Annotated in this window: 36 protein-coding genes; 14 read left to right on the plus strand and 22 right to left on the minus strand. The window is 52.4% G+C overall.

The window, feature by feature from the left end:
* Window positions 1-41: 41 nt before the first annotated feature.
* From E3E29_RS00540 to E3E29_RS00560, 5 genes are all read left to right on the plus strand, one after another.
* Window positions 42-923: a DUF2202 domain-containing protein gene (locus E3E29_RS00540; protein WP_167909042.1), complete on the plus strand. Its 882-nt coding sequence runs from the start codon at window positions 42-44 to the stop codon at window positions 921-923.
* Between the two features lie 72 nt (window positions 924-995).
* Entirely contained in the window at window positions 996-1,364 is a 369-nt protein-coding gene (locus E3E29_RS00545; RefSeq protein WP_167909043.1) for a DUF4405 domain-containing protein, read from the plus strand.
* 170 nt (window positions 1,365-1,534) lie between these two features.
* Complete coding sequence (locus tag E3E29_RS00550) at window positions 1,535-1,828, plus strand: winged helix-turn-helix domain-containing protein (protein ID WP_167909749.1); 294 nt, start codon at window positions 1,535-1,537, stop codon at window positions 1,826-1,828.
* 3 nt (window positions 1,829-1,831) lie between these two features.
* A complete protein-coding gene (locus tag E3E29_RS00555) occupies window positions 1,832-2,041 on the plus strand; it encodes a hypothetical protein (RefSeq protein WP_206205736.1) in 210 nt (69 codons plus the stop codon).
* Window positions 2,042-2,202: 161 nt separating this feature from the next.
* Window positions 2,203-3,642, plus strand: coding sequence for an MATE family efflux transporter (locus tag E3E29_RS00560; protein WP_167909750.1), 1,440 nt, complete (start codon window positions 2,203-2,205; stop codon window positions 3,640-3,642).
* Here E3E29_RS00560 and E3E29_RS00565 read toward each other — a convergent pair.
* From E3E29_RS00565 to E3E29_RS00575, 3 genes are read right to left on the minus strand one after another with little or no spacing between them, the layout of a single operon-like run.
* Entirely contained in the window at window positions 3,626-5,476 is a 1,851-nt protein-coding gene (locus tag E3E29_RS00565) for a prolyl oligopeptidase family serine peptidase (RefSeq protein WP_167909751.1), read from the minus strand. The two genes, E3E29_RS00560 and E3E29_RS00565, sit on opposite strands and share 17 nt — an antisense overlap.
* Window positions 5,477-5,532: 56 nt before the next feature.
* A complete protein-coding gene (locus E3E29_RS00570; protein WP_167909045.1) occupies window positions 5,533-6,627 on the minus strand; it encodes a VIT1/CCC1 transporter family protein in 1,095 nt (364 codons plus the stop codon).
* Window positions 6,611-7,165: a GNAT family N-acetyltransferase gene (locus tag E3E29_RS00575; protein ID WP_167909046.1), complete on the minus strand. Its 555-nt coding sequence runs from the start codon at window positions 7,163-7,165 to the stop codon at window positions 6,611-6,613. Before E3E29_RS00575 ends, E3E29_RS00570 begins: the two co-directional genes overlap by 17 nt.
* A gap of 98 nt (window positions 7,166-7,263) precedes the next feature.
* Between E3E29_RS00575 and E3E29_RS00580 the strand changes: the two genes are divergently transcribed.
* Both E3E29_RS00580 and E3E29_RS00585 read left to right on the plus strand, forming a co-directional pair.
* On the plus strand, window positions 7,264-7,728 hold the full coding sequence (locus E3E29_RS00580) for a peroxiredoxin (RefSeq protein WP_167909752.1): 465 nt from the start codon (window positions 7,264-7,266) through the stop codon (window positions 7,726-7,728).
* 17 nt (window positions 7,729-7,745) lie between these two features.
* Window positions 7,746-8,222 carry a ferritin family protein gene (locus tag E3E29_RS00585; RefSeq protein ID WP_167909047.1) on the plus strand — a complete coding sequence of 159 codons (477 nt, stop codon included), beginning with the start codon at window positions 7,746-7,748 and terminating at the stop codon, window positions 8,220-8,222.
* A 70-nt stretch (window positions 8,223-8,292) separates the two neighbouring features.
* Here E3E29_RS00585 and E3E29_RS11680 read toward each other — a convergent pair whose 3' ends face one another.
* Entirely contained in the window at window positions 8,293-8,538 is a 246-nt protein-coding gene (locus E3E29_RS11680; protein ID WP_342764640.1) for a transcriptional repressor, read from the minus strand.
* Between the two features lie 96 nt (window positions 8,539-8,634).
* On the opposite strand from E3E29_RS11680, the gene E3E29_RS00595 reads away from it, so the two are divergent.
* The 3 genes from E3E29_RS00595 (at window position 8,635) to E3E29_RS00605 (ending at window position 10,539) form a co-directional block, all read left to right on the plus strand.
* A complete protein-coding gene (locus tag E3E29_RS00595; protein ID WP_167909048.1) occupies window positions 8,635-8,937 on the plus strand; it encodes a ferritin family protein in 303 nt (100 codons plus the stop codon).
* A gap of 115 nt (window positions 8,938-9,052) precedes the next feature.
* Window positions 9,053-9,502 (plus strand): ferritin family protein, encoded by a 450-nt coding sequence (locus E3E29_RS00600; RefSeq protein WP_240922751.1) that lies wholly within the window; start codon window positions 9,053-9,055, stop codon window positions 9,500-9,502.
* Between the two features lie 209 nt (window positions 9,503-9,711).
* Window positions 9,712-10,539, plus strand: coding sequence for a mechanosensitive ion channel family protein (locus E3E29_RS00605; protein WP_167909049.1), 828 nt, complete (start codon window positions 9,712-9,714; stop codon window positions 10,537-10,539).
* 126 nt (window positions 10,540-10,665) lie between these two features.
* On the opposite strand, the gene E3E29_RS00610 is transcribed toward E3E29_RS00605, so the two are convergent.
* The 13 genes from E3E29_RS00610 to E3E29_RS00670 form a co-directional block, all read right to left on the minus strand.
* Window positions 10,666-11,475 (minus strand): ZIP family metal transporter, encoded by an 810-nt coding sequence (locus tag E3E29_RS00610; RefSeq protein WP_167909050.1) that lies wholly within the window; start codon window positions 11,473-11,475, stop codon window positions 10,666-10,668.
* Between the two features lie 88 nt (window positions 11,476-11,563).
* Window positions 11,564-12,088 carry a ferritin family protein gene (locus tag E3E29_RS00615; protein WP_167909754.1) on the minus strand — a complete coding sequence of 175 codons (525 nt, stop codon included), beginning with the start codon at window positions 12,086-12,088 and terminating at the stop codon, window positions 11,564-11,566.
* The gene (locus tag E3E29_RS00620; RefSeq protein ID WP_167909051.1) at window positions 12,069-12,449 is read right to left on the minus strand and encodes an iron-sulfur cluster assembly protein; all 381 of its coding nucleotides are present in this window, start codon (window positions 12,447-12,449) and stop codon (window positions 12,069-12,071) included. Before E3E29_RS00620 ends, E3E29_RS00615 begins: the two co-directional genes overlap by 20 nt.
* A 1-nt stretch (window position 12,450) precedes the next feature.
* Window positions 12,451-12,804, minus strand: a complete 354-nt coding sequence (locus tag E3E29_RS00625; protein WP_167909052.1) for a hypothetical protein — start codon at window positions 12,802-12,804, stop codon at window positions 12,451-12,453.
* Between the two features lie 33 nt (window positions 12,805-12,837).
* Window positions 12,838-13,446 carry a hypothetical protein gene (locus tag E3E29_RS00630; protein ID WP_167909053.1) on the minus strand — a complete coding sequence of 203 codons (609 nt, stop codon included), beginning with the start codon at window positions 13,444-13,446 and terminating at the stop codon, window positions 12,838-12,840.
* A 145-nt stretch (window positions 13,447-13,591) separates the two neighbouring features.
* Entirely contained in the window at window positions 13,592-14,146 is a 555-nt protein-coding gene (locus E3E29_RS00635) for a hypothetical protein (RefSeq protein WP_167909054.1), read from the minus strand.
* On the minus strand, window positions 14,146-14,778 hold the full coding sequence (locus E3E29_RS00640; RefSeq protein ID WP_167909055.1) for a hypothetical protein: 633 nt from the start codon (window positions 14,776-14,778) through the stop codon (window positions 14,146-14,148). Before E3E29_RS00640 ends, E3E29_RS00635 begins: the two co-directional genes overlap by 1 nt.
* Window positions 14,771-15,373, minus strand: coding sequence for a hypothetical protein (locus tag E3E29_RS00645; RefSeq protein WP_167909056.1), 603 nt, complete (start codon window positions 15,371-15,373; stop codon window positions 14,771-14,773). Before E3E29_RS00645 ends, E3E29_RS00640 begins: the two co-directional genes overlap by 8 nt.
* 24 nt (window positions 15,374-15,397) lie before the next feature.
* Complete coding sequence (locus tag E3E29_RS00650) at window positions 15,398-16,093, minus strand: ATPase domain-containing protein (protein WP_167909057.1); 696 nt, start codon at window positions 16,091-16,093, stop codon at window positions 15,398-15,400.
* A 141-nt stretch (window positions 16,094-16,234) separates the two neighbouring features.
* Complete coding sequence (locus E3E29_RS00655; protein WP_167909755.1) at window positions 16,235-16,582, minus strand: class II SORL domain-containing protein; 348 nt, start codon at window positions 16,580-16,582, stop codon at window positions 16,235-16,237.
* 10 nt (window positions 16,583-16,592) lie between these two features.
* A complete protein-coding gene (rd, locus tag E3E29_RS00660; RefSeq protein ID WP_167909058.1) occupies window positions 16,593-16,754 on the minus strand; it encodes a rubredoxin in 162 nt (53 codons plus the stop codon).
* 80 nt (window positions 16,755-16,834) lie between these two features.
* Window positions 16,835-17,350, minus strand: a complete 516-nt coding sequence (locus E3E29_RS00665) for a rubrerythrin family protein (protein WP_167909059.1) — start codon at window positions 17,348-17,350, stop codon at window positions 16,835-16,837.
* A gap of 63 nt (window positions 17,351-17,413) precedes the next feature.
* Window positions 17,414-17,701, minus strand: a complete 288-nt coding sequence (locus E3E29_RS00670) for a hypothetical protein (RefSeq protein WP_167909060.1) — start codon at window positions 17,699-17,701, stop codon at window positions 17,414-17,416.
* Between the two features lie 154 nt (window positions 17,702-17,855).
* Between E3E29_RS00670 and E3E29_RS00675 the strand changes: the two genes are divergently transcribed.
* The 4 genes from E3E29_RS00675 to E3E29_RS00690 all read left to right on the plus strand — a co-directional run bounded on the left by E3E29_RS00675 (window position 17,856) and on the right by E3E29_RS00690 (window position 19,875).
* Window positions 17,856-18,380: a ferritin gene (locus E3E29_RS00675; protein ID WP_167909756.1), complete on the plus strand. Its 525-nt coding sequence runs from the start codon at window positions 17,856-17,858 to the stop codon at window positions 18,378-18,380.
* Between the two features lie 75 nt (window positions 18,381-18,455).
* Window positions 18,456-18,740 carry an NAD-dependent epimerase/dehydratase family protein gene (locus E3E29_RS00680; RefSeq protein ID WP_167909061.1) on the plus strand — a complete coding sequence of 95 codons (285 nt, stop codon included), beginning with the start codon at window positions 18,456-18,458 and terminating at the stop codon, window positions 18,738-18,740.
* Between the two features lie 5 nt (window positions 18,741-18,745).
* The gene (locus E3E29_RS00685) at window positions 18,746-19,228 is read left to right on the plus strand and encodes a hypothetical protein (RefSeq protein ID WP_167909062.1); all 483 of its coding nucleotides are present in this window, start codon (window positions 18,746-18,748) and stop codon (window positions 19,226-19,228) included.
* Between the two features lie 17 nt (window positions 19,229-19,245).
* Window positions 19,246-19,875 carry a methyltransferase domain-containing protein gene (locus tag E3E29_RS00690; RefSeq protein ID WP_167909063.1) on the plus strand — a complete coding sequence of 210 codons (630 nt, stop codon included), beginning with the start codon at window positions 19,246-19,248 and terminating at the stop codon, window positions 19,873-19,875.
* On the opposite strand, the gene ubiE is transcribed toward E3E29_RS00690, so the two are convergent.
* The 5 genes from ubiE to E3E29_RS00715 are packed head-to-tail and all read right to left on the minus strand — an operon-like array spanning window position 19,813 to window position 23,721.
* Window positions 19,813-20,505, minus strand: a complete 693-nt coding sequence (ubiE, locus tag E3E29_RS00695; RefSeq protein ID WP_167909064.1) for a bifunctional demethylmenaquinone methyltransferase/2-methoxy-6-polyprenyl-1,4-benzoquinol methylase UbiE — start codon at window positions 20,503-20,505, stop codon at window positions 19,813-19,815. The genes E3E29_RS00690 and ubiE overlap by 63 nt on opposite strands.
* Window positions 20,486-21,133 (minus strand): ATP-binding cassette domain-containing protein, encoded by a 648-nt coding sequence (locus tag E3E29_RS00700; RefSeq protein ID WP_167909065.1) that lies wholly within the window; start codon window positions 21,131-21,133, stop codon window positions 20,486-20,488. Before E3E29_RS00700 ends, ubiE begins: the two co-directional genes overlap by 20 nt.
* Window positions 21,109-21,840, minus strand: a complete 732-nt coding sequence (locus E3E29_RS00705) for an ABC transporter permease (protein ID WP_167909066.1) — start codon at window positions 21,838-21,840, stop codon at window positions 21,109-21,111. Before E3E29_RS00705 ends, E3E29_RS00700 begins: the two co-directional genes overlap by 25 nt.
* A gap of 3 nt (window positions 21,841-21,843) precedes the next feature.
* On the minus strand, window positions 21,844-22,812 hold the full coding sequence (locus E3E29_RS00710; protein WP_167909067.1) for an ABC transporter substrate-binding protein: 969 nt from the start codon (window positions 22,810-22,812) through the stop codon (window positions 21,844-21,846).
* Window positions 22,813-23,721, minus strand: a complete 909-nt coding sequence (locus E3E29_RS00715; protein WP_167909757.1) for a 4-hydroxybenzoate octaprenyltransferase — start codon at window positions 23,719-23,721, stop codon at window positions 22,813-22,815.
* Window position 23,722: the final 1 nt, after the last annotated feature.

Raw genomic sequence — 23,722 nt, forward strand, 5'->3', positions numbered from 1 at the left:
TATATGTAATATTAAAATTACATATGGAGGAATAAACTAACATGAGAAAGAAAATATTGGGAATTGGTTTCCTGGTGCTAGCTCTATTCGGGCTGGTGCTGGGGGGAGTAGCAGCCTACAGGGGTGCACCCGGTCCGAACCCAGAAGCAGAGCAGCTTTACCAGAGTAGCTATGCCGACTACTACGCACCGCTGAGCGACGAGGAGGCCAGTGACCTGCTCTACATGGTCGAGGAGGAGAAGCTGGCGAGGGACGTCTATCTAACGCTCTACAACGAAACTGGATTGACGGTCTTTGAGAGGATAGCCCAAAGCGAGCAGAGCCACATGGACGCCGTGCTGTCGCTGATCGAAAAGTACAACCTGACCGCACCGAGCACGCTTGACCAGGTCGGCGTCTTTGAGAACTCAGAGCTCCAGGCTCTCTACGACCAGCTGATCGGGCAGGGAAGCCAGAGCACCGTTGATGCACTCAAAGTCGGGGCACTCATAGAGGAAATCGACATCAAGGACCTTGGGGGGTGGATCGCCAACACCGACAACGAGGACATCAAGCAGGTTTACAGCAACCTCATGGCCGGAAGCGAGAACCACCTCAGGGCCTTCGTGAGGAACCTTGAGTCACAGGGTGTTGAGTACACCGCCCAGGTGCTTCCGCAGGAGCAGGTTGACAAAATACTGGCCGGAGGGACTGGCCACAGCGGACACGGGAAGATGATGGCAGGAGAAAATCACAGCCACATGAAAGGCAAGGACGGTGACAGGATGGCAAAGGAACAGGGAGGAAAAATGGATGGAAGGATGAAGGGCAACGGACACGAGAAAGGCACCCACGAACATGGAAAAAGCGGCAGCGGTGCAGGGAACAGGCTCATGAGAGGACACGGTAGCGGGGACTGTCCCATGCAGGGAGAAGGGGCCTGAAGCCCTTTTTTATTTTCACTTTCCGAGAAGAAGAAGGTTCCGGGAAGAGGAAATAGAGGAGTGCGATGAAGAATGAGAGTCCCGAGATGGTTTAAACCAACCCTCGACATGCTACTGCTCTTTGATTTTATCATCGAAGCCCTTTCAGGGATAGCCCTGTACCTCGCCCCAAGCGGGAGGATTGCGAGGGAGGAGCTCTGGACTTTCATGGGCCTCGGCAAAGAGGCATGGGAAGGGCTCCACATATACTTTGGCTTCGCCATGGTCGCGCTGGTGGCGCTCCACCTGTTCGTCAACTTCGGCCCGATGCTGTGCATGCTGAGGAACATCGTCACCAACAGAAAGGAGCGGAAGGTAAACTGGAGAAACATAGCTGCCATAATGGCTCTCTCGGTGCTCTTCGTTGGTGGAGGAATAATCTACGCCTTGCTGGGGAGATGAAGATGAGAAGAAAAGCGATCTTTGGGCTGGTCGGCCTTTTGATTATTCTAGTCGTTGCGAGGAGGAGTATTCGGAGATAGTCGGCTCCAGCTAACGGAAAGCTTTTATCCTTTCTCCCCCCTTTCTTTCTGTAAGGTATTGATTGCATATGCAGTCTAAAAGTGATGGTCATGGTGCGGAGCATTGAGGAACTCGTGACCCTCGGAGAGGCCCTTGGTAATCCCGTGAGGATCAGAATACTTAGACTCCTCTGCCAGAAGGAGTGGTACGTCTACGAGCTGGCCAAGGAGCTGGGCATCTCAAGGCAGCTCCTTTACCTCCACCTTAAAAAGCTCGAAAAGGCCGGCCTTGTCGAGAGCGAGCTACGCCTTGAGCCCGACGACCCGAGGGCCAAGAAGTACTACCGCGCAAAGCAGTTTAAAGTGGTTATAGACAACGAAACGATAAAGAGCCTGGAGGAATGAGATATGCCGTGGGGAGGTGAGCACGTGTCAACTCCAAGTGGATGGATAAGCATAATCCTCGGCCTGATACTCCTCGTGGTGTTCATATTCGCGTTCTACCAGATGAACAAGACGCTGAACGAGATGACGCTTGAGCTGGAGAAGCTCAGGAACGCCCTTGAGGAGGCTAGGAAGAACACCGAAGAAGTGAGGAAAAAGCTCGAAGAGGTCTGAGTTAAGGTCTTTCAAGGAGTTTTGAGGATGCCACGGGCCTCTTCTGTGTTTCCTTATGGATTCTTTGGTTTATAACGCTCCTATACCTGAGTGTAACTTTTTCTGCTGTTTCCATTAACTTTTTATATCCCCGCTTCGATGCTCATCTTACTGTGGTACTAATGGAGCGCGGAAAGATTCAGGCGATGAGGCAGGAGATACTCAACGGTCCCATAGAGAGAACCCTCCTCCGGTTAGCTTATCCCCTAATCGTCAGCAACCTCGTTCAGGTCGTTTACAACATAACGGACACATTCTGGCTCGGAAAGCTTGGAAGGGGGGCACTGGCCGCTCCAGGAACGAGCTGGCCGATAATAGGAACCCTAATGGCTCTCGGCATGGGGTTCGCTACAGCTGGCTTCGCCTTCGTGGGGCAGTACATCGGGGCGGGAAACTACGAGAGGGCCAACCGCTCTGCTGGAGCCCTCTACTCCCTGATGCTCTTCTTCTCAACTGTTACTGCCCTAATAAGCCTCGTAATCCTTCCCTACGCGCTCCACTTTATGAAGGTGACCCCAAATGTCTACCCCTACGCTAAGGCCTACGCCACGGTCGTTTTCGCGGGCGTTCCCTTCTCCTTTACATTCATGGCCTTCTCGGCCCTCATGAGGGCTTCAGGGGATACAAAAACGCCCGTGAAGATAAGCATGCTCACAGTGGCTATAAACATAGTGCTCGACCCGCTTCTAATCTTCGGTGTTGGGCCCTTCCCCGAATGGGGTGTTGCCGGAGCGGCTATAGCGACGGTCCTCTCAAACGCCACTGGAGCCCTGATAGGCGCCTGGCTCTTAACGAGCGGAAAGGCAGGCCTGCATCTCACGAGGGAGACCCTCAAGCCCGATATGGAGTTCTACTCAAGGATTTTCCGCGTTGGCCTTCCATCAGCCGTTGGCCAGTCCGCCAACAGCTTCGGCTTTGTTGTTCTGACAAGGATTATCTATGGATACGGAGATGTGACCTACGCGGCATATATCATCACCACCCGCCTCGTGAACTTCATAACGAGCATAGCTCGCGGTGTCAGTATGGCGATGGGGACGATGATATCCCAGAACATCGGAGCGGAGAGATACGAAAGGGCCAAGAGAATATCGGAGAGAGCCATGGTTATCAACTTCCTCATAGCCTCTTCGGCGATCCTGATAATCGGAATCTTCAGGGTTCCCGTCTTCAAGGTCTTCCTCGATGATCCCAATGTCATAGCCCAGAGTGAGTACGTCCTCAAGTACTTCCTGATATCCGTCCCGTTCTTCAACGGAATCTTCGTCGTCGTGACGAGGACGTTCAGCTCGGCAGGACACACCAAGAAGAGCATGGTTCTCAGCATGCTCCGCCTCTGGGGCTTCAGGATACCCCTGAGCTACGTATTCGGATACGTCGCGGCTGTGACGGTTTTCGGGCTTAGAGTTCCGCTCGCGGAGCTCTTCGGGATGAGCCCCAAGGGTGTGTTCTTCGGAATGGGCATGAGCAACTTTCTGGCGGCGATAGTGGCCTTTCTCTGGTTCAGCAGGGGGACGTGGATGAAAAGGATAATAGAAGAAGACGTCAGGAAAGGGCCTTAATAACAAAGGCCAGCAGGTCTGTTAGTTCTTTTGCCCTCGTCTCAGGAGAGGCACCCATGTGTCCGCTCTTCGTCTCAACTCTGATATAAACCGGCGCTCCTAGCTCCTTCATCTTCATGAAGAACTTGAGGGCGTGTGCCGGGTGAACGCGGTCGTCGTGCAAACCTGTGTAGATGAGCGTCAGTGGATAGTGCTTGTTCGGGTCAACGTTGTGATATGGGGAGTATTTTAACAGGAACTCCCTGTCCTTCGGGTCGTCCGGGTTCCCGTATTCTGGAACCCAAACGCTGCCGATGTAGAGCTTGTGGAAGCGCATCATGTCGATGACGGGATATCCGATCAGGGCCGCGTCCATAACGTCCGGTCTTTGAGTGAGTGTGGCGGAGACCAAAAGGCCGCCGTTGCTCCTTCCCCATGCGGCGACTTTATAGCCCCTCTCCTTGAGCTTCTCGAGGACTGCTGTGAAGTCGTCGAATACATTTTGCTTGTTCTCCCTCATTCCAGCCCGGTGCCACTCCTCGCCGTACTCACTTCCTCCGCGTAGGTTGGCCATGGCAAAGGTCCCACCACGCCTGATGAACGGGATGGCCTGAGGGAAGAAGCGCGGTGTTAGGGATATGTTAAATCCTCCGTAGCCGAACACCCAGGCCTTCTTCCTGTCGGTGGAACCTTTGACGGTGAAGTAGTGAATCTTTGTTCCGTCCTTTGATGTGGCGAAGTCTTCTTCTACATTGAAATCCCCTACTATCCCCTGATTTTCAACGAGCCTTAGCTCTCCGTCAAACTCGTAAAGCCTGTAGGGGACGGTGAAGCTTTCGTAACGGATCAGGGCCTTTTTGCCGTCCGAATCAAGGGGGTAAACGCTTCCAGGGAGGTCAAAGCCGAACTCACTTATTTTCTCCCCTTCAAGGGAATATAGCTCAATCCTGTGGCTCGCATGAACGAGCCTGCCGGTGAGGACTTTGTCACCCAAGATCACGGCCCATTCCAGTGGGAACTCACCCTCTGGGATGACTTCGGTAGTTTTTTCGCCTTCTACGGCAACTACCTTTCCGAGGCCCTTTCCTTCCCTCGTGAGGACGTAGAGCTTGCCGTTGACGACATCAATCGGCTCCGCCGGAACCTCCGCGGAGTAAACCTTCCCCCAGAGGTCTGGGGCTTCAACCGGCCCGATATAGATATTAGCCTTGTTCCAGCCAAATGTGACCGTCAGCATAGCCCACTTCCCGTCTGTGCTCTTTCTGAGTCCCATAAAGTAACCCGAGCTTAGACCCTTTCCAAAGACCATCTTCTCTCCGGATTCGTCCTTCCAGAACAGCCTCACCGCTGGGGCCTTGATTCCGTCCGGCGTCTCGCCATGCCTGTAAAATCTGCTGAAATAGTAGCCGTTCTCAAGGAACGTGACGTTCCACACAGATGGTTTGAACTCTCCTATGAGCTCCCCGCTTTCGAGGTCGATTATTCTCGTGACACCTTCGTCCGCTCCACCGATTGAAAAGCTGTATGTGAGCTTCTTGCCTTCTCTATCAACAGTGAAGCCCTGGAGTAGAACTTGGTCGTTTGCTTCCCTCTCAAGCTCCTTAGAGTCGATTATGACATCCCCACCGAGCCATTTTATGACCCGCCTGTCTTTTTCGCGGTACATGGCAACGGTGCCCTTTTCAGTCAGCCTCGCACTTCCGAGAATTGGAATCGAGTACAGCTCCCAGACCTCCGGGAAAAGCTCATCGCTGAGCTTTCCGATGAACTCCCTAAATCGACTGTTCTCTTCCTCAACGAGCTTTAGAACGCGCTCATCCTGGAGGTTCTCCATCCATACATAAGGATCTTCCATAGAAACCACCGTTCGTAATTGGAAAAAAAGAAAATATAAACGTTTAGGCCATATTCTTAAAGGGCTGAGATGTGGAAGACACTCTCCATTAGTCTGCCGAAGAGGTAGCTCATGAAGGCCGCCCCGAGCCCAGTTGTCACCATCTCCACGATCTTCGTCCTTATGGAGATTCCAGAGAGGATCGATACTAGGGTTGCCACTATTGCTAAGGCCGCTCCTGCAAACAGTATCGAGAACGGAAGTGCAACTATGGAGCTCGAGGCGAGGAAGTACGGCAGAACCGGAAAAGCCACTCCCAGGAGATACGCCAGTCCGGTGTAAAGAGCGGAACGAACCTCGTTCTCTCCCCCTTCTGGTATTACCAGTTTAACAGCTGCATCCCCCTTTCTGGAGAGCTCTTCGGCGGTCTTCTCTGCTATCTCCTCTGGGACTCCTCCTTCAATTAACCTGGCTTTAATCTCCTCCTTTGCCCTGTCTGGCGAAATTCTAAAGAGAACGCTCATCCTCTCCTTCAACGCCTCGTTAACCTGTCTCTGGGAGCGGACGGAGATGAAGGCCCCTATCCCCATTGAGAGCGAACCGGCAACACCAACGATGAGGCCGCTGATTCCCACCAGCTTCGGCGCGTTTGCATAGACTGCTGATAATCCAGTAACAGCCCCGAGTATCTCCACGAGTCCGTCGTTCATCCCCAGGACGAGGTCTCTGATGTTCTCGGCGTGGAAGCGTCTCTTGCTTTCCTCAAAGAAGCGCTCGTGTTCCAGCTCGTCTATTATGACCTCCTTCAGCCTCTCCATCTCACCCCCCGAGAGATCCTCCGCGTACTTTGTGAGGTATCTGAAGTACTTCTGAATGGCGCTGTTTTCTCCCATCTCAAGGAGGGACGCAACTGCTCCGGGACCTAGGAGCCTTCTGAGGAGCCTGACGCTCACGATGTGAAGCCTTCTCACCTTTGGCCTTGGCGGCTCGACTCCCCTGGACTCCAGGAAGTCGTGCCAGAACTTCGCATGCTTTGATTCTATTTGTGAGAGTCTTAAGAACTCCTCCTTTATTCTCCCGTCCTTCTCTCCCTTCGCAAGCTGGGCGTAGAGGACTGAATCCGCGTACTCATCTTCGTAGAACTTCGTGGCCAGCTCAAGCATCTCCTCCACTCTTCCCACCTCCGTCGTACTTCAGAACAACAAACTCCTCGTAGTCCATAACCTTGACGAAGCTCTTTCTTAGATAATATGAGTAAGCCTCAAGCTCCGGGAAGGTTATCACGTAGGCCTCCTTTCCAAGCTCCTTTAACCTCTCGATGGCAAAATCCAAAAGCTTTGAGCCGTAGCCCTTCCTCTTGTACTCGGGGTGAACCATGAAGAACTCGATGAGACCAGTCTTTCCGTTATTTATCTCCTCAGGTACCCACCACACGTCTTTACCTTCGAGATTGTAAACGAGGGCAACGGTTCCCGCGATCTTTCCATCATTATTCCTGAGAACGTAGAGCTCGTCGAATTCCTTTCCGAGCCTGAACTCAAGGAATGGTTCATAGACCTTCTTAAAGCCCTCAAAATCGTCGGGAGAAGGCTTATTTTCCACCCATTCGAGAGCTGGATATGCCCCACCGGTTGACTGGTAAACCCTGAAGACGAACTTCACAAGCTCGTCCTTGAGAGAGAGCGGTTCCTCAACTTTTTCAATTCTCATCCTACCACCCCCACCATTTCAACGGCCGTTTAAAAGAGGCTTTTGGTTCGACCAGAAAGCTTAAATGTTAGGAAAACCTAACTACTCTGGTGATGATTGTGAACTACTTGGAAATAAAAGTGCTCGACGAGAACGGTAAGGAGAGACCCCTAAGGGACTTCGTTCTCGGGAAGTGGACCGTCCTGTACTTCTACCCCAAGGACAATACCCCTGGCTGTACGACTGAGGCCAAGGAGTTCACGGAACTGATTGACGAGTTTGAGAAGCTTGGAGTCCAGGTCATTGGGGTCTCCCGCGACTCTCCCAGGAGCCACGGGCGTTTCAAGGAGAAGCACGGCCTCAAGATCAAACTCCTCAGCGACCCGAACACTGAGCTCCACAAAGCCCTCGGGGCATGGGGCAAGAAGAAGAGCTACGGCAGGGAGTACGAGGGCGTAATAAGGAGCACTTTCATTCTGAACCCTGATGGAAAAATTGTCTGGAAGAAGATAAACGTGAGGGCGAAGGGACATGCCGCCAAAGTTCTCGCAGAATTCAAAAAGCTAATAGGGGAAGATGAGTAGGTTGATGGGGTGATACTATGAATGAACTTGAGGCCCTTGCCTTGGCGCTTGAGGTTGAGAAGAACGAGCTTAAATTCTACCTGAAGCTTGCAAGGAAGGCTAGAGATGAAAAGGCCAGAAAGATGTTCCTCTTCCTGGCGAAGGAAGAAGCGGAGCACTGGGATCTCTTTGAAGAGAAGTTTGTCGAGGAGCTCATAGAGAAGTGCGAGCTCCCTGCAGTTGACAAGGAGCTTGTCGGGAAGCTGGTAGTTGAGGAGCCCGAAACCCTCAGTGAGGTCGACGCCGTGAAGGTTGGAATGGAGCAGGAGAAACTTACCTGGGAGTTCTACGAGAAGGCAGCTAAAGAGGCCGAGCACGAGAACGTTAAACGACTGTTTGAGGAGCTGGCGAGGATCGAGAAGACCCACTACGAGCTTCTGAAGGCCCAGTACGACGCGGTCATGAAGACTGGTATATGGATGGACTACCAGGACTTCAGCCTGGAGGTGGACTGATTTTTAAATTTTCATTCAACGAGGACGTTTACAAGCTTGACCTTCTTCCCAAGCTTTTTCCTTATGCTCTCTATGATTTCGGGTCCTCAACGTCAACAACGCTCTTCCCCCTGATGAGGTTCACGTGGGGCTTCGTGTTGATCTCGACCCTTGTCGCCTCCTCGATCAAGAACAGCTCCACGAGGCCGAGCTCCTTAAGCGTGAGCAGGTTGGAGTAGAGCGTTGAGAAGCTCACCGTTGAAAAGTCCCTCCTGATCCTCTCAAGGAGCCGGTTCATCGAGGGGTGCTCTCCCCCGATCTCCTCCAGAACCTCCACCAGCTTAAGCCTCTGGGGCGTTAGCTTGTAGCCCTTCTCCCTGAGCGCTTCGAAAGGGTTATTAATCCCGAACTTGAATGTTAAGGGGGTGATACCATGCTGGCGAAATATCCGTTTGAACTCCCGAAGGACAGGCCCCTTACAAAGACGGAGATAGCGCAGGCCCTTCGCTGGGCCATCGAGGCTGAACTCGACGCCATAAACATCTACGAGCAGCTTGCCGCTGGGATAGAGGATGAGAGGATAAAGGGCATCTTCCTCGATGTTGCCAACGAGGAGAAAGAGCACTTCGGAGAGTTTCTCGCGGCACTCTTCGAGGTTGACGAGGAACTGGCCAAGTACATGAAGGAGGGCTTTGACGAGGTTGAAGAGGGGACCGGAATAAAGGTCAAGTTCTAATCTTTCTCGTTTCTTAACGTTTTTCGTTTTGATTTCATATTTTCCTCCAACTTTAACGTACCCAGTAGGACTATGAAAAACATTATTAAGGTTTGATGTCCATATTACCCAGGTGATGTCTATGTCTGAACCACTTGTTAAACACGCCTACGAGACTGAAAAGAAGGCCGCCTCCAGCTACACCGACGGGCTAAAACTCATACGGGGACAGGGCCTTAGGTACACCAAGGTTGAGGAGATAGTCGGCAGGATAGCCGTTGACACTGTAATCCACAAACATCTTATGGAGGCCATCCTCAACGCCCAGAAGGAGCTTGAAAAGCTCGCCGGTGAGGGTCCACTGGAAGAAGTAAAAGATATAGAGCTCTCCCCTGAGCAGAAAGCTCTTGTGAAGCGCTTCGCCGAGATGCACCTTGATATAGAGAAGGACATGATAGAGACCTACCAGAAGATGGCCGAGAAGATGACCCACCCGCTCTTCAAGGGCCTCGCCGAGGCGATAGTTAAGAACGAACAGGAGCACCACAGGCTCCTGGCGGAGCTTATTGCCAAGTATAAAGAGTGAGACGTCCCTTTCTCTTCTTTGCTTTCAACATTTCTTGGACATGTCTAGATTGTCCAGTGCCCAGTTCGTGTCATCCTCGCAAGTGGCGCTCAGGCCGCTCTCTTCCCCGTTCGAAGAACTAACTAACAATGCTTTAAGTTGAGAAAAGATACTCTCCCTGACAACATACATTAATAAATGCTAAACCTAAAATGTACAAGGTGAATGTCATGGCTGATGCAAACAGTACTGCCTTTGGTAGTCCGCTCCCCTACGTGGGAATTACGCCTATCCAAGTAATAACTGCGGTAGTGGTACTGATAGTGGGCTACATAGTGACAAAGTTAGTCGTCGCTTCCTTCAAGAGGGGGCTGAAGAGGACGAAGCTCCCCGCTCTCGTCGTTGAGTTTCTCGGAAGGTTCTTGAGCGCACTCCTCTACGTGGCGGTGATACTGCTGACAGTGAGGGCCCTTGGAATCGGCGTTGGTTCAGTGGTCCTCGGCCTGTCAGCGGTTATAGGCATGATCCTGGGCTTCGGCATGCAGGACACCCTCACCAACCTGGCAGCAGGCGTGTGGATTGCAGCCCTCAGGCCGATTGACATGGGTGAGGTCGTTGAGGTCGCCGGAAAGGTCGGCAAGGTCAACGCCGTTGGCATAATGAGCACTGAACTCATGACTCCGGACAACGTGCTCATAACGATCCCCAACAAGCTCGTCTGGGGGAGTGTCATAACCAACTACACCAGGATGCCGACGAGGAGGGTAAGCGTTGATGTTGGTGTTGCATACGGAACGGACCTCGATAGGGCGGTAAAGATAGCTATGGAGCTTATGGAGAACCACCCGAAGGTGCTCAAAGACCCGGCTCCAGGCGTGGCAATAACCGGCCTCGGGGATTCGTCAATAAACCTTCAGTTAAGGGCTTGGACGAAGACGGAGGACTTCTGGGACGTTAAGGGCTACCTCACGAAGGCAGTCTACGAAGCATACATGAAAGAGGGGATAGAAATCCCCTTCCCACAGATGGACGTTCACGTGAGGGAGATGCCGAAGTGAAGGCTTTCCTTGTTTTTATTTTCTCTTTTCCTTCTTTTCCTTAGGTATCGAGGGGATATGCCTCCGACCGCTGAAATTCTGAAGAAAAATAAACGGTTGTCACGCGAGAGCTTAAACATCCAAGAGCTAACCGAGCATGGAATCGAGAAACAGCATCACGTAGAAGCCGAGGAAAAAGCCGAGGGTAACGAGCGTCTCGTTCTCCTCCCTTTTGTATATCTCGGGTACCATCTCCTTCACAGTGACGTAGAGCATCGCTCCACCGGCCATTCCAAGCCCATAGGGAAGCAGGGAGTGGAAGACCGTGAAGAGGAACGCCCCGAGGATGACCATCACCATCTCGGCAACGCCGCTCAGCGCTCCCATTACGATGGGCATAAGGCGCTTCTTCTGGAGTGTGGCAAGGGGGAGCGAGACGACCGTCCCCTCCGGAAAATCCTGGATTCCTATTGCTATCGCCGTTATGAGACCTGTCTCAAGGTTGTAGACGAGCGAAGTCCCCACTGCCATTCCCTCTGGTAGGTTGTGGATGATGACGGCTAGAACGATGAGCCACACAACGTGAAGCCTCTCCTTGAACTCCTTCGGCCCTTCGTAGCCCTTGACGAGGTGCTCGTGGGGGATGAAGCGGTCTATGATGTAGATGAGCAGAACGCCGAGGAGAATCCCAACGCCCGCGGGCATGAAGCTCCCAGTCGATTCTATCGCCGGGAGGATGAGACTTGTGAAGCTCGCCACTATCATGACACCGGCGGCAAAAGAAAGGCTGACGTCGACTCCCCAGTCAGGCATTCTGTGGGCGAAAATCGCGAGCAGGGCACCGAGAGTCGTCATCACCGCCACGAAGATTCCGGCATAGACCGCCACCATCAGGAGACTGCCACCTGAGATGGATAGAAGCCATGATGAAAGGTTGGCTATTAATCCCTCGAGCATTTTAGGTTCACGTAAAAATATTAGGATAGCAAAATTCTATAAAGCTTTCGCTCTGGGGCTCATTCCTCGCAAAATTAAGTGAAAGGGCTCACGGCCCAACATGCATCATCTGGCCGTACATCTCCCAGTCAAGGAGGAGCTCGTACTCGGCCTTCAGGTTGTAGTAGTGGCCCCACTCCATGTCGCTCAAATAACGCATGAGCCTCTTCTTCTCCTCGGTGTTCACCATCTCCTCAAGCTTCGCATAGAAGTTGGCCGCTATCTCCTCGGCCTTCATGGCCCAGCGGATTAGGTCGATGATGTCCTGCACGCCGTTGAGCTCCCTCGCAACGGGCTGGAGCTCCGGCCCTATGTGCTCCTTGGGGAAGATGACCTCCTTTCCCGGGAACATGTTGGCGTAGATTTTCCTCAAAAGCTCCTCGTGCTTCTTCTCTTCTCCAGCGAGCCACTCTATTTTCTCCCTAAGCTCCTGGATATCTATCCTCTCGGCAAGGCTCTCGTAGAACTTCCTCGCACCTATCTCAGCCTTGACGGCCATTCCGAGAAGCTCCTCAAGGGAGAAGTCCTTCATCTTTTCGAGGGGAAGCCCCTCATCAAGCTCCTGCGGAACCATCTTCACCACCCCACTCTTCGAGCAAAAGTCCAATCTCATTATAGAGTTCAACCCTCTTAAACCCTTCCTTTTTGAGAACCTCTATCGTGTCCCGCAGGATTCTCCGCTGGACGTTCACAGCCAAAGCCTGACAGAAGTGGCACTCCGGCGTTGAGCGTGCAAGGAGAAAGAATGCCTGAACTAGAGAACCCTTAACTGTCACACCGTAGAGGAGGCCCTCGTCGACAATGTTGAGTTCTGTCTCAGGGTCTACGACGGATCTGAGAAGGCTAACCACCCGCTTGACCTCTGGCGGGAGGTCTTCTCTGGGGCCGCGCTTGGGCTTTTTCTCGGGCCTTTTGAAGATTCCGAGGAGTCCCAACTCAGCCGCCCCCAATGTCTTCGGCTCTGTACCCTCTCCTGTTCTCGAAGACCCCAACGGGGTTGTTCTTGAGGTCGTAGACGTAGACGTTCTCAAACTTCACGAGGGCAAAGCGCTCTATTATGTCGCCGATGATTTTCGAGTACGCTATGGCGCTCTCGCCGGTTATGTTGTACTCGGCGTGGCTCTCAAAGTTGAGCCACACCTTAAGCGTGTCTCCGCTTACCTCAAGGCCTGCCACAACACCGGAGTCCAGTATGTCCCCGCTGGTTATCGGGTCGGTTATCTTTGCCAATTCTTCAAGAACGGGCTTGTAATGTTCGGGCCACTCTCGGTCGGGCATGTAAACCTTCATTCTCCTTCACCCGTTGGAACTTCTTTTGAACAGTTATAAGCCTTCCTGGGCAGTTTTGGGGAGTCTTTGTCTTGCCACGAAATGCAGTTTTACAAGGGTATAGAGCCAGAGGAGCTGGGAAAGCAGGTACAAAAGGGGAAGATACGCAGTGCCGTGCTTCCAGGCGTTCAGAAGGACGAAAATTGCAAAGAGCCATGCCGCTGCCCGTGAAATCCGTGATATCTCCGAGGGGGAGTGAACGTAGAACGCCACCGCGTTCATCAGGAGGATTATTGATACAGCGGAAAACACCTGGGCTATGGCTAGATAGTCCCCTTTGGTGAAGATGAGTGAGAGCACTACCGCTACTATCTGCAACAGCATTTCTAGGCTCGCCCTGACGAGCCCGCTCTCCGAAAGGGCGTATCCTATAAGGACTGGGCCTACTATGAGCGCCCAGACGATCATGTGGCCTTCCTCATTGATAATTGGGGGTATAAATCCAACGGCAGTTAACAAGCCTCCGAGGAGAATGAGCCACGAAAGCTTCCTCTTTCCGACCCTGAACTTCTCAACAAGTCTTGAGAGGTTCCAAGTTAGAATTATGCCGGCGAGAACCATTACTCCACCTACACCCATTATTCCAGAATAAAGATCTATCAAATCATCACCAGCTTGGTTTTGTTCATGGATAACCTAGTGCCATGGAGGGTAATAAACCTTCGCATTTGTTCTGAGAGAGCCGCCCCATCATGTTCAAAGAGACTAGCTTTGGTTAATGGGGGGAAGTCTGGCAACATAATGGCCATCACCTAACGCTCATCACGTTTTCCACTATCACCAGTATCAGGAGGAGTGCCCCCGTGTACAGAAAAGTGGATAGCCCCACGAAACCCAGAATGAGTGAGAGTGCCGAGAGGAGGGCCATCGTCCCTGAAGTGAGGAGAGGGGATTTGATCTCCGTTCCGAAGATCATCTCCAGTGAACTGAACCTAATCGCCGCTGTCCCAAGGATTATTAAAAGGCCAGCTTCAAAGTGGAGGAAACTTCCGGTAACCGCAACCGTTAGTAGGACGAGAGAGGTAATCAACCCAAAGAGCCAGTACATTGCTTTCTTTCCCGTATTTGTTGAGACAAAGCGCTCTATCTGGATCCCCGCCATCAGAATGATAGTAAACTCCAGAAATGTTACCCAGAGCGAGGTAACCCCCCTCGCCTCCAGAAGTGAAGTGATGAGAAGAAGGACGCCTACACCCAGCGCCCATGGGGAGCGGTACAGGATTGGGTTCCTCTTTGAGATGAATCCCACAATGGCGAAAACCGCGAGTATGAAATCCGGTATCCCAGTGATCACGCACTCCATTACAACCACCTTGAGGCCCTCTCATAGACAACCATGGCCGAGTACAGGAGGAGCACCGAGGAAGTGAACATGACCATGAGTGCAGTATAAAAGAGGCAAATACCGTTCTGGGTTAGCTGGTATGGCCTCAACCACGCAAACAAGACCACGAGCCACGATGCTATTCGGAGGTTTCTTTTTTCAAAGTGCGTGAGCATCCTAATCGAGAGAAACCACCATATTGCCATCAGCATTGTTGACTCCAAAAATGCAATGAACACCAGTGACTCCAATTCCGAGGTGTCCCCTGAGTACAGGGGAAAAACGAGGGCTGCCAGGAACACCGCCGCGATCTGGAGGAGAAGCTCTTTTCCAAACCGGAATGCTCTGAACGTTACCAAGGAGAGCACGTAGAGGAGGCCCCCCACCAGAGTACTGGCCTGAAAAACGTAGGCCAGGACCGAGGGAGCGGGAATGGCTCTCCAGAGAACCAGTGAGGCTCCGGCAACGAAAATTCCCGTGACATGAAGTTTGAACACCCGTTTACATCTTTCCACGCAGTTTCCCAGCTTCCCTAGCGCCAGGGAGAGATAACCGAACGCCGCCAGTGTCGTTAATATTATCAGTAGAGAAACTAAAGCTCTCTCATCCAAGGGCCTCACCCACGATAACCTCTCCGTTCTTGAACTCAATTTTGTAGAACTCGCTCACACCGGAGGGTGACTTCTTCACCCTTATTCCTCGGATTATCGTAAACCCTGAAATCCTCTCCGATATTTCGATGACGTGGGTGGCGCTGGCCTCAAAGCCCGCTATCTCCCTTTCCTTGAGGAACCTCTTGTCGAGGATCGCTAGAAGTATGAAGTGACGTTCAAGTGCTATCTCCGTGAGTTGAGCGAAGAACCTCTGAACTACTTCAACTGGATGGGAGAGGAAGAGGGGCTGGAAGAAGAACACACCCACGTAACTCCCCTTTGGAAGACTCCTTATGAGATTCGTGGTTTCGAAGAGATTCTTGGTGCTTATATCTTCACCGAGAACAATGAACTTCGCCTTTGTTATACCTATCTTCTCAGTTAGGAAACGTTTAATCTGGGGCGTTGCAAATATTACAGCACTCTCTTCGTTAGCCTTTAGGGAGTTAAAGAAGATATCAATTCCAAGGTCTCCCACTGTAAGGAGGAGTACTATGCTCCCCGGTTCAATATCCCTGAGGAGCTCGTCGAGCTTTGGGACCTCAAGCTTCATTCCCTTTTCCCTGCCGTCTGGGGTTCATAGCATAGACTCACGGGGGTACACTACTATGCCCTTGTCGGTTATCTTGTACGGTCTTGCCTCCTCGTCAAAGGAGCTTCCCCTGAACTTCCTGATCTTAATGCCCCTGAGGGGCTTTCCATTCTGTTCAACCACCCTCAGCTGTATTACCCCGCTCACGAGGTACTCCTCAATGTCGCATTCGCTGAGTTCGGAGGTGAAGATGACTGTGGCGTCGTAGTTGGCTAGCACCTTTAGAAACGCCATAAATGCCCTCCTGTATTTAAGTTCATCTTTAATAGTGAGCTTGAGCATTGTTATGGGGTCTATGACTATCCTTGAGTAGCTCTCTGTCTTGAGCTCTTCGCTTATCGACCTCGTGAGCTTCTCAAAGCTGACAGCAAAGTCTTCGTAGAGGATGTCGGCGAAGACACTCCTCTTTTCTCCTACGGGCGTCGCATCTATGAGCCTCAGGTTCGGGTTATCCAGCTCAAAGCCGAAGGCTCTCATATCTTCCTTGAGAGAAGGGATAGGCTCTTCTAGGGCGATATACAAGCATTTCTCCCCGTTCCTAACACCTTCCATCAGGAAGTGCATAGCTAGGGTCGTCTTCCCTGCCCCGGGTCCGCCCTCCACTAGGTATGCCCTACCGGGAATGAGGCCGCCGTTGAGCATTTTGTCAAGGCCTTCAACTCCTGTCGAAATTTTTTTCACAGCACTCACCCATCTAGCAGGATAATCCACTATCTAATAAATATTTCTGTTCTATTCCATTCTTGAAGCCGAAGATATTGAGTATAATGTACAGAAATGCAAAAAGGAATCAATAAAAGTGGACAAAAGAGAATTAAGCAGTCACTCGAGCGCGACCTCGTTCTCCCAGAGGCCGTGGATGTTGCAGTAGCTGAGGGCGTAGAGCTTGCCCTTCTTCTGTGTCCTGAAGAAGAAGACCGCCCTTGGCTCGGTGAGCGGGTCGGTGTGGTTGCTGAACTCAACCTTTCCGACAAGTATCGGGAAGGCCCCGTCCTCCGGCTGGAACCAGAGCTGTATCCATGCTATGTGGTGCTCCGGGGTGTTCGGGTGCGGTATCTCCTTTCCAACGCTGACCTCGACCTTGACGAGATCGCCCTCCTTCTCGTACTCTATAACGGGGACGTGCTTCTCCCCCTTCCAGTCTCCACTCTTTATGGTTCCGCTAAGCATCTCCATCACCTCACTCAATTTTTTCAAACATGTCCTTGGGAGCGCCACAGAGCGGGCAGACCCAATCTTCCGGTAGGTCTTCAAACTTGGTTCCCGGGGCGATTCCGCTGTCCTCGTCCCCCTCGTCCTCGTCATATATGTATCCACAAACTATACATTTCCACTTCGCCATTTCCTTTCACCATCCTAACGTTGTTATTTTCCCCTTATAAGGTTTGTGCATCAAACCTGTGAAATGGAAAATCGAAAGATTCATTCAAACACCACGAACTTATCTCCTGGGGTGCCACAGACGGGGCAGTACTCCGGGACGTCGTCCACAGTCGTGTATCCGCAGACCGGGCAGATGTAGACTTTCTTTATCTCGATGTCCTCTCCATTTTCGGCCTTCTCTTTGGCCTTTTTGTAGAGCTCCGCGTGTATCTTCTCGGCCTCAAGGGCATAGCGGGTTGTTCTCACGGCCTCCTTCTCCTCCTGGAACTCGGCGGAGTTCTTGTAGACGGGGTACATCTCCTCTACCTCGAAGGTTTCCCCGTTTATTCCCTCCTGGAGGTTCTCCGGCGTTTTTCCGAGCTTGCCAAGGGCTATGAAGTGGTTCTTGGCATGAACGAACTCGGCGTGAGCTATAGCCCTGAAGAGCTTGGCTATGTTTGGATAGCCCTCCCTCTCGGCCTTCTCAGCGAAGATGAGGTACCTCATGTGAGCCATGCTTTCTCCTGCAAAAGCATCTTCCAAAAACTTCCTGGTCATCTCCCTTTTCACTACCATTCCTAGCACCTGGAAAATTATCGATTTTATTTGTTCGGTGATGTATAAAAATGTTTCCTGAACCTAAGGTTTGGTCTTTCTGTCCCCTACAAGTCTGTATTTCACCGGGTAGCGGCCGTGCTCAAACTCGTCCTCCTCCGCTTCCAGAACCTCCACCGGCTCTATTTTTAGCCCGAATTCCATTGCCCCCCATTTGATATCATCAAAGTAATCGTAGAGGCCGCAGGTCGCGCAGAACGAGCCTTCAAATTCCAGGATAACTTCGTCTTCCTCCACTTTCTTTACTCTCGCTTTGGCCTCGCTCCCATGGAGCCTGTTGAATTCTTTAATCACATAATTAAGTTTCTCCATAATTCCCCACCTTAATCGAGGTAGCTAACCCGTCTCTTCATTCTGAGTAATCCACTGTGTTAGGATCGGTTAAAAACTTTTGGTTTCCCACATGTCAGGTTTGATGGATAAACTTATAACGTTCGAAAACAATAAAGATAGTGAGGTGATTGTAATGCTGAGCGAGAGGATGCTCAAGGCACTGAACGAACAGCTCAACAAGGAGCTTTTCTCTGCGTATTTCTATATGGGTATAGAAGCCTACTTCAGGGACATGGGTTTCGACGGCTTCGCCACCTGGATGGAGGCCCAGGCCGAGGAGGAGCTGGGCCACGCCATGAGGTTCTACGACTACATCTTCGATAGGGGCGGAAAGGTCGAGCTTGAGAGGATTGAGAAGCCTAAACAGGAGTTTGAGAGTCCGTTGAAGGCTTTTGAGGCTGTCTACCTCCACGAGGTTGGGGTTACGCAGTCAATCTTCAACCTCGTCGAGCTTGCCCAGGAGGAGAAAGACCACGCTACCTACCAGTTCCTTCAGTGGTTCGTCGAGGAGCAGGTCGAGGAAGAGGCCAGCACGAAGGCGGTAGTTGACAAGCTCAAGATAATCGGCGACCACCCACAGGGCCTCTTCATGCTCGACAGGGAGCTTGGGGCAAGGGCGCCGAAGCTTAGGGCACTGCTCACCCAGAAAGGTGAGTGATTTCCCTTTCTCTTTGATTTTAATTCTTTGATCCGTGGGAATTATTTGGTAAAACTAAAGCCTGTGGTGTTTCTCATGAGGGTGGTCCTCACAGGGGGAACGGGCTTCATTGGGAGCTTTCTGAGGGGAGAACTCCTCAGAAGGGGGCATGAGGTAGTGGTTCCCACGAGGAGGGACATTAACCTTCCCGGCGTTAAAACCGTTAGGGTCAGCGGAGAGCCGGAGGAATACGGGAGGCTCGTTGAAGAGCTTAAGCCAGATGCAGTGATAAACCTCATTGGTGTCCTCGGGGGTGATTATTGGAAGGCCCACGTGGAGATTCCGCTCGAGATAGCGAGGCCTGTTCCTCCTGCAGGTTAATCCAGATGAGCGCCCTCGGTGCCGACGAGAACTCCGAAATTCCCTACTTCAAAACCAAAGCTTTGGGTGAGAAAGAGGCAAGAAAAGTGAAAAGCCATGCTATCATTAGGCCCTCCTTCGTCCTTGGACCGGGCCAGAGGCTCTTCCGCGACGCCTTTAGGTGGAAAGTCTTTCCAAAGCTCAAAACCATAGTCCAGCCGATAGACGTAAGGGACCTGGCGAAAATCATCGCAGACATCCTGGATGTTGATGAGAACTTCAAAGTGAGCCTCTGCTGGGAAAAGGCGGTAGCTCTCGGCGAATTTGTGCAGAGGGTTGCCTCGATGGCAGGAAAACGGGTGCTCCTAATCCCCGCGTCAGAATCCATCCTCCGCCTCGCTGGAAAGTTCAGCCCCGCTGTTTTGATGGCCCTTAATCCGAACACCTGCGAGAGGAACGATGCTCTCTCCTTCCTAAAACCCAGGCCGCTCGAGGAGTCGATACGCTGAACCGCGGAGGGGTTGCGGTGGGGTACGACTTAGCGAGCTACATCTACGAGCCGGTAAACTCTCTCCTTGAAGTTCCTACTGGGATACGAAAGGCAAGAAAAGAGCTGATCAAGAAAGCTCGGGGAAAAGTCATTGAACTGGGGTTGGGAACAGGACTAAATCTACCGCTTTATCCAGAGGACGTTGAAGTCGTTGGAATCGACGTCAGCGGGAAGATGCTTGAGAAGGCCAGAAAGAAGCACTCAAAAGCGAGAGTCTCGCTGATGAAGGCAGATGCGGGAAACCTGCCTTTTCCCGACGGTTCGTTCGACACCGCCGTTTCAACCTTCTTCCTCTGTGTCGTTCCCAGGAAGGGGGAGGGTATCAAGGAACTCCGGAGGGTTCTCAGGCCCGGTGGCTTCCTCTTGGTAATGGAGTGTTCTCCTCCGGATAATCCCATTTTCAGGGCCTTCCTCGGGAGTTTAAGCGCGGTAACGAGCAGATTAACCGGGACGGATTTCAGGGTCAATATTGGAGTGCTTTTGGAGGAGAACGGCTTTTCAGTCGTTGGGGAGCAGAAGCTCGTCAACGGGGCTGTGAGGGTCTTAACGACCCTTTCTGAGAAGGAGCAGAAAAGCTATTCTGGGAAAGAACCAGCGGAGCCTTAACGTTGAAAAACCGGCTCTCTCGAACTCTTTAGAGAGCTCCTTCGGACGGGGGAATCTCCTTATCGACCTCACAAGATACGCGTATGCCTCTTCGTCTCCCGTTACAAGGCCGCCGATGAGGGGGACAACGCTCTTTGTGTAAAACCAGGCGGTTTTTCCAAGGAAGCTCGGATTCCGCGAGAACTCCAGAACTGCAAGCACTCCGCTGGGCTTCAGCACCCTGTAGAGCTCTCCTATGGCTTTTTCTCTATCGGAGAAGTTCCTGACGCCAAAGGCCACGGTTATGAGGTCAAAGCTTTCATCCCTGAAGGGCATATCCTCGGCGAAGCCGTGAACGAGCCTCGCGAAGGGGACTTTTTTCTTGGCAACTTCAAGCATGTTCTCGCTGCAGTCCAGACCGTAGAACTCCGCATCGATGCCTTTCTCGGCGAGCTTCTTCCTTAGACAGCGGAGCATGTCGCCGGTTCCGCATGCGACGTCTAAAACACTAATTTTGTCCTCAGATGGCGAAAGGACTTTCAGGGCTTCCTCGCAGGCCTTCCTCCTCCAGCAGCGGTCGAGGTTGAGGCTTATCAATCTGTTGACCAGGTCATAGCGCTCGGCTATGCTGTTAAAGTGCTCCTTTACCACGCTCCTCCCTCCCGATGGTCTTTTTAACCACCGCCGGCCTTCCCGAGAGGACGTAGACCCTGTCAGCAATTCTAAAGAGCTCCTCCAGCTGGTGAGAAACCACGATGAATGTCTTTCCCCTCTCTCTCAGCTCATCTATGAGTGAAAGAAGTTCCCCGACAGAGTCTGTGTCTAAACCTGTAAAGGGCTCATCGAGAACGGTAACGTCAGCGTCCATCAGAACGGCCCTCAGAATTGCCGCCTTCCTCCTGGTTCCCCCGCTGACCTCCTTTGGATACAGGTTGAGGTAGGGTATTAAGCCAAGCCTCTCGGCAAGTTCCTCAAGTTCCTCCGGCGAGCACCCCTCTCCTTTGAACTTCAGCGGGAGGCAGACGTTGTCCCGTATTCTCTTCCAGGGCAGGAGGTAGTCTTCCTGGTAGGCAACGGCAAGGGTTCCTCCTATGATTATCTCGCCGGAATCAGGCCTCTCAGCCCCCGCTAAAATCTTAACGAGCGTGCTCTTTCCGGTGCCGTTCGGCCCCACTATCCCTATTACCTCACCCTTCCTGACCTCAAGGCTGACCCCACCGAGTATCGGCTCACCGAAGGATTTCTTGAGGTTCTTCACCAGTACCAGCGTCTCACCCACTGCTCAAGCCTCCTCAGGATTAGCTGGTCAAGGGTTATCATGAGCGCTATTAGGAGAAGCGCCCATGCGAAGACCCCGTCTTTAAGTCCCAAATCGTAGGAATAAACAAGCTGGTAGCCTATCCCGCCGGCGGAGCCGAAGGCTTCAGCCACGACGCTTATCCTCAGCGCTATTCCGAGGGCAATCCTGCTCGCCGAGACCATCTCCGGAAGCGTCCCAGGGACGATGAAGTGCCTGTACAGCTGGAGCTTTGAAGGCTTCACTAGGACGACCAGCGGGCAGTATTTGGACAGGAGGTTCTCACTCGAGCTTATTCCCGCTGATAGGAGAGCCGGGAAGGCCGCCATCGCAGTGACAAGGATGGGGGCTATTGGACTCGTAACGCCGAATATCATTATGAAGATTATCGTCCAGACGAGAACTGAAACACTCTGGAGGAAGACGTTTAATGCCGAAAAGAAGGCTTTTAGCTCCTCTGAATACAGCGAGAGAAGTATGGAGAGCCCCACAAGGGCAAAGGCTATGAAAAAGCCCGCCAATGAGTGGTAGAGGGTTAGAAGCGTGGAAACAATAACCAGATTCCAGCCCGCTTTGGGGTAGAACGCTAAAGTTTCTCCTATCCCCGGTACGAGAGTCGGATAGAGCTCTGCGAGCAGTACCCACGAGACCAGTGCAAAAATGGAAAGGTAGAGCCAGCCGCGCTTCATCCTTTAACCCCTGTAGAAGATGTCCAGGTTTGACGGGTTCTCTTTTAGATAGCCGCCGAGGTAAGCCAGCTTCCACTCGGACTTTATCCCCTTTATGAGGTCGTCGTTGAGGCCCTCATCGTTGATCTCTGTCCTCTTGTAGAGTATATCGAGGGTCTTGGCATCAAGGTGATAGAGCTTTCCAAGTATCTCTTTGGTCTCTTTGGGGTTCTCCTTCCAGAACTCCGCGCTCTCCTTCTGGGCTTTCACGAAGGCATTGACGAGCTCTGGGTGCTCATCGGCGAAGTCCTTCCTGACGACCCAGACGAGCATTACTGGTTCTCCTTCAACGATGCCCCTCTTTTCTGCCTCGTCCCAGAGGTCTTCGAAGGTCGCTATAACGCTCACGTTGCTGGCTATGAGCTCGCTCACTATCGGCTCCCAGATGACAACGGCGTCAACGTCTTTGAGCGCGTCCTTTATCGAGCCGGGGGGGACGTTGACGACGGTGTAGTCCTCTGCTGTTAGATTGTAGAGCACCTTCATGTAGGCTTGGAAGAGCTTGAAGGTTCCCGATGCTACGACCGCCCCGATCTTCTTTCCTTTAAGGTCCTCAGGCTTTATGCCTTCTTTTCCGAGTATTGCCTGGTTCTGCATCATATCGACGGCAACTATCTCTATCTTCGTCCCGCTCTGGGCCAGCTTTGCCGCCATCTCGGCAGGAATAACCGCGAAGTCCGTTTCTCCCTTTGCCAGAGCGGCTATTATGTCCGGCGTCTTTCCAAGGCGGAGAACCTGAACCTTGAACCCGTTCTGCCTGTCGAAGCCCTTGGCCTCCATGATGTCGAGGGTGCTTATGCCGCCCATTAGGGTCGCGGCCTTCACTACGGGAAGCTCTTTAGTCGTGCCCCTTGATGCCTTCTCGTTTGAGCTTATGCAACCTGCAGTTAGGACGATCATCCCAATCAACAGCAGTGCAAGCCATTTCCTCATTCAACCACCTCCGTAGAGCCTTACCAGGACGTCGGTTATGGCGAAGAGCGTGAGGATTAAACCTATCGGAATGTTGAGGTTGAAGGCCTTGGGAATGTTCTCAAGGTCCCTCCAGACGATAACGTTCTCGTATAGGATGAGCGCGCTCCCGATAAGCCAGCCGATTATGTAAACCCATCCGAGGCCGTAGAGTGGAATCGCCAGGCCGAAGAACCCAATGGCAATTAGGTGGGAGATGAAGGCTATCTTAATCGCCTTCTCGATGCCAAATCGCGCCGGAATGCTTCCGACGCCGTGCTTGACGTCGAACTCGTAGTCCATTATCGCATAGATAGTATCAAAACCCGCCACCCAGAAGAGGACGCCGAAGAAGAACGCCCACGGAATTTTTTCGAGGATAACCAGAAGGTTGGCCTCGTCTCCGCCGGCGGCTATCGTTCCGCCTGCAACGGCCAGGGCGAGGGTTAGGCCGAGATGCAGATGTGGAAAGCTGTGCTTCCTCTTCGCCCCGGAGTAGCTCATGGCTATCACCCACGGAATTGGACTGAGAACGGCAGTCCAGAAGTTCAGGAGAACCGCCGAGACGAAGTAGAGGCTCGACCCAACGACGACCAGCCACCAGGCGTCGCTTATCCTAACGGCCCCTTTAATCAGCGGCCTGTTCCAGGTTCTCGGGTTCTGGCTGTCTATGTCAAGGTCGGCGATGTTGTTGTAGGCCATAGCGGCTGTCCTGAGGCCGAGCAGGGCCAGGCTCATCCAGACTATCTCCCAGAGCGTGACCTTAAAGCCGCTCAGGAATGCCCCGACATAAGCGTAGGGTAGGCTGAAGAGGGTGTGCTCTATTCTAACCAGCCTCATGAGAGCGTGAAACCCCTTCGCCCTACTGACCTGTCCCGGATCGAAGGCCATC

It is taken from the genome of Thermococcus sp. Bubb.Bath (genome assembly GCF_012027595.1).
Taxonomy (GTDB): Archaea; Methanobacteriota_B; Thermococci; order Thermococcales; family Thermococcaceae; genus Thermococcus.

Bases quoted from the DNA above. Each gene is read 5' to 3' on its own strand.
- E3E29_RS00685 (WP_167909062.1), top strand. From the start codon at position 18,746: ATGAGCGCCCTCGGTGCCGACGAGAACTCCGAAATTCCCTACTTCAAA.
- E3E29_RS00565 (WP_167909751.1), bottom strand. From the start codon at position 5,476: ATGGAAGATCCTTATGTATGGATGGAGAACCTCCAGGATGAGCGCGTT.
- E3E29_RS00655 (WP_167909755.1), bottom strand. From the start codon at position 16,582: ATGCTTAGCGGAACCATAAAGAGTGGAGACTGGAAGGGGGAGAAGCAC.
- E3E29_RS00645 (WP_167909056.1), bottom strand. From the start codon at position 15,373: ATGAAGCTTGAGGTCCCAAAGCTCGACGAGCTCCTCAGGGATATTGAA.
- E3E29_RS00555 (WP_206205736.1), top strand. From the start codon at position 1,832: ATGCCGTGGGGAGGTGAGCACGTGTCAACTCCAAGTGGATGGATAAGC.
- E3E29_RS00585 (WP_167909047.1), top strand. From the start codon at position 7,746: ATGAATGAACTTGAGGCCCTTGCCTTGGCGCTTGAGGTTGAGAAGAAC.
- E3E29_RS00575 (WP_167909046.1), bottom strand. From the start codon at position 7,165: ATGAGAATTGAAAAAGTTGAGGAACCGCTCTCTCTCAAGGACGAGCTT.
- E3E29_RS00610 (WP_167909050.1), bottom strand. From the start codon at position 11,475: ATGCTCGAGGGATTAATAGCCAACCTTTCATCATGGCTTCTATCCATC.
- E3E29_RS00545 (WP_167909043.1), top strand. From the start codon at position 996: ATGAGAGTCCCGAGATGGTTTAAACCAACCCTCGACATGCTACTGCTC.
- E3E29_RS00540 (WP_167909042.1), top strand. From the start codon at position 42: ATGAGAAAGAAAATATTGGGAATTGGTTTCCTGGTGCTAGCTCTATTC.
- E3E29_RS00710 (WP_167909067.1), bottom strand. From the start codon at position 22,812: ATGAGGAAATGGCTTGCACTGCTGTTGATTGGGATGATCGTCCTAACT.
- E3E29_RS00705 (WP_167909066.1), bottom strand. From the start codon at position 21,840: ATGAAGCGCGGCTGGCTCTACCTTTCCATTTTTGCACTGGTCTCGTGG.
- E3E29_RS00595 (WP_167909048.1), top strand. From the start codon at position 8,635: ATGCTGGCGAAATATCCGTTTGAACTCCCGAAGGACAGGCCCCTTACA.
- E3E29_RS00560 (WP_167909750.1), top strand. From the start codon at position 2,203: ATGGAGCGCGGAAAGATTCAGGCGATGAGGCAGGAGATACTCAACGGT.
- E3E29_RS00600 (WP_240922751.1), top strand. From the start codon at position 9,053: ATGTCTATGTCTGAACCACTTGTTAAACACGCCTACGAGACTGAAAAG.
- E3E29_RS00615 (WP_167909754.1), bottom strand. From the start codon at position 12,088: ATGGTTCCGCAGGAGCTTGATGAGGGGCTTCCCCTCGAAAAGATGAAG.
- rd (WP_167909058.1), bottom strand. From the start codon at position 16,754: ATGGCGAAGTGGAAATGTATAGTTTGTGGATACATATATGACGAGGAC.
- E3E29_RS00635 (WP_167909054.1), bottom strand. From the start codon at position 14,146: ATGGAGTGCGTGATCACTGGGATACCGGATTTCATACTCGCGGTTTTC.
- E3E29_RS00665 (WP_167909059.1), bottom strand. From the start codon at position 17,350: ATGGTAGTGAAAAGGGAGATGACCAGGAAGTTTTTGGAAGATGCTTTT.
- E3E29_RS00625 (WP_167909052.1), bottom strand. From the start codon at position 12,804: ATGAAGGTTTACATGCCCGACCGAGAGTGGCCCGAACATTACAAGCCC.
- E3E29_RS00550 (WP_167909749.1), top strand. From the start codon at position 1,535: ATGGTGCGGAGCATTGAGGAACTCGTGACCCTCGGAGAGGCCCTTGGT.
- E3E29_RS00675 (WP_167909756.1), top strand. From the start codon at position 17,856: ATGCTGAGCGAGAGGATGCTCAAGGCACTGAACGAACAGCTCAACAAG.
- E3E29_RS00605 (WP_167909049.1), top strand. From the start codon at position 9,712: ATGGCTGATGCAAACAGTACTGCCTTTGGTAGTCCGCTCCCCTACGTG.
- E3E29_RS00680 (WP_167909061.1), top strand. From the start codon at position 18,456: ATGAGGGTGGTCCTCACAGGGGGAACGGGCTTCATTGGGAGCTTTCTG.
- E3E29_RS00715 (WP_167909757.1), bottom strand. From the start codon at position 23,721: ATGGCCTTCGATCCGGGACAGGTCAGTAGGGCGAAGGGGTTTCACGCT.
- E3E29_RS00670 (WP_167909060.1), bottom strand. From the start codon at position 17,701: ATGGAGAAACTTAATTATGTGATTAAAGAATTCAACAGGCTCCATGGG.